We start from the raw sequence: 2023 nt of genomic DNA on the forward strand, positions 1-2023 counted from the left end.
TTGGTATTTCCACATTTGAGTGCTTGTTTGGCTTGTTCACAGCTAACCATCTGCCCACAAGTGCGCGGTAAGCCTTTACATTGAGAGCCGCCAGCACCTTTAGCAAACAACGGATGTTCTACCTCGACATCACTATAAAATGGATTATCAGTGACTGTAACTGCTGCCTGAGAAGATAAGGCAAAGAGAGATAACGCCATACTTAGAATAAGTTTTTTCATAGAACCTACTTTCTTTAAGACCTAAGACACTGCTTTCAAGCATTAATAATACCCTATATTTGTTCAATAAAGTGAGTGCTATATAACCAACCGTCTGATTTACACAGCAGTTTATTTATAATTTGCCTGATAGACGGGTTAATGCCATAGTTGTTCACTGAACGTTCTGGACAGTTGTACTGTACAGGTCTTAAAAACGTACTTGAACACTAGGTGAACAATGAACATATCGGTGACGAAAGCGGCAAAAGAATGGGGTGTATCAAGAACGACGATCTATCAGAAAGTCAATGATGGCCAGCTTTCCAGAACAGCAGATAAGAAAATAGACGTTTCAGAAATGTTGCGCGTGTTTGGTGAGCCAATTTCTAAAAAACGTACTGAACGTTCAGTGGACACTGTTCAAAGTACACCTCTGAACAGTCAAAGTGTTCAGTACAATACGGACATTGAGCACCTATTAGCGCTTGAAAAGCTCAAGAATGAACATCTCAGCCAACAAGTGAGTGATCAAAAGAAGTTAATAGAAAATTATCAGCAGCAGATAGGACAATTGAACAAAACACTGGATAAAGCCAACGCCAGTATCCAAGATTTCGCACAAGTGAGACTGTTAGAGTTTAAGCAAGCTGAAATGAGCGATGAGCCGCCACTTGCACAAGAGCAAGAAAAAAAAGACGATTCAGTCGTCGCGACGGCTAAGAAGAAAAAACGGTGGTTCTTTTAACTATAACGGATGTTAGAAAAAGTATTAATGTTTAATCTTTGGTAGATAGCTCTCTAAAGCCTTATTAGGCTTGTTAAAGCTTTCAGGCTCTCGCTGTATGATATGAATCATTTCGCGCTTAAATGCGTCAGTCTGCATTTTGCCGTCATAACTTAGGCTTGGATGATCGTTATAGTCATTCATAAACTGCACGCTATCGACAATGGACTGGATGGCTGCTTGCGATAATGCACCGTCTGCACCCGTTAGCTTGTCTAATGTTTTTTTATAGAAACTCAGCTTTAAGCCTCTAAATCCCTTACCTCTTGATTTCTTTTGATACTCCACGCTAACACTATAGTTTGTATTCTCGTTAATGTCGTTAATAGCTGTTTCAATAACAAATTGTCGCAAATGACCGAACTGCTTGTATTTACCTTTGACATTCATTACATGCTTAAATTCTTCAAGTGTAAAATCTTTGCTGTACTGAAACTGATTAACCCACATAACGACCAATTCATATAAACGTATTGAGTGGATACTTGATAACTCGCCGATTTCAAGCAACTTATACTTAGTAAAATTAGCTCTTAGCTGTGTCAAATAAGGCAAAATCTTTTCTGCAAAAGATAAAGAAACTTCTCCGTTATCCGGGTCATAGACAATACTACTGATAAGTCTTGTTTGAAGTATTTTGTTTTCGGGCAAGCTCATTACAATATCAACGTCATACAAACGCTTACTTGCGTTTTCCATATCACGATAGACGTTCTGCTCGTTTTTAGACTTCTTACCAAAGAACAGTGACTTTATATCATCTACAGACACTTTAAATTCAGTCTGTTTTGTTACTTCTGGTGCGTCAGGTCTGCTGTCTATCTGACTAATACACGCAAGCATTAGCTCTTTGTCTGTTTTTTGCATTGTGTATGTTGCTAAAATCAGCTCGTTTGATTGAACAACTAAATTATTTTCCATTTTTAATCCTGCTCATTTACTGTTTTTTTAAAAACACTCAAGCTATATTAACATTAAAAACAGTTAAATAAACAGTAGTTAATATACAACTGTTTTTTCTGCTCATTTACTGTTT

3 protein-coding genes are annotated in these 2023 nt (G+C 37.5%); 1 reads left to right on the top strand and 2 read right to left on the bottom strand.

The annotated features are described in order from the left end of the window. On the bottom strand, positions 1-221 hold a 221-nt coding region (locus JMX13_RS13445; RefSeq protein WP_201613313.1), incomplete at its 3' end, for a hypothetical protein. Positions 222-441: 220 nt separating this feature from the next. On the opposite strand from JMX13_RS13445, the gene JMX13_RS13450 reads away from it, so the two are divergent. Next, positions 442-948: a plasmid replication DNA-binding protein gene (locus tag JMX13_RS13450; RefSeq protein ID WP_201613315.1), complete on the top strand. Its 507-nt coding sequence runs from the start codon at positions 442-444 to the stop codon at positions 946-948. A 24-nt stretch (positions 949-972) separates the two neighbouring features. Here the strand turns inward: JMX13_RS13450 and JMX13_RS13455 are convergent, their stop codons facing one another. After that, positions 973-1908 (bottom strand): replication initiation protein, encoded by a 936-nt coding sequence (locus JMX13_RS13455; protein ID WP_201613316.1) that lies wholly within the window; start codon positions 1906-1908, stop codon positions 973-975. Between the last annotated feature and the right edge of the window lie 115 nt (positions 1909-2023).

The organism is Psychrobacter immobilis (assembly GCF_904846285.1).
Lineage (GTDB): Bacteria > Pseudomonadota > Gammaproteobacteria > Pseudomonadales > Moraxellaceae > Psychrobacter > Psychrobacter immobilis_D.

Bases quoted from the DNA above. Each gene is read 5' to 3' on its own strand.
- JMX13_RS13450 (WP_201613315.1), top strand. From the start codon at position 442: ATGAACATATCGGTGACGAAAGCGGCAAAAGAATGGGGTGTATCAAGA.
- JMX13_RS13455 (WP_201613316.1), bottom strand. From the start codon at position 1,908: ATGGAAAATAATTTAGTTGTTCAATCAAACGAGCTGATTTTAGCAACA.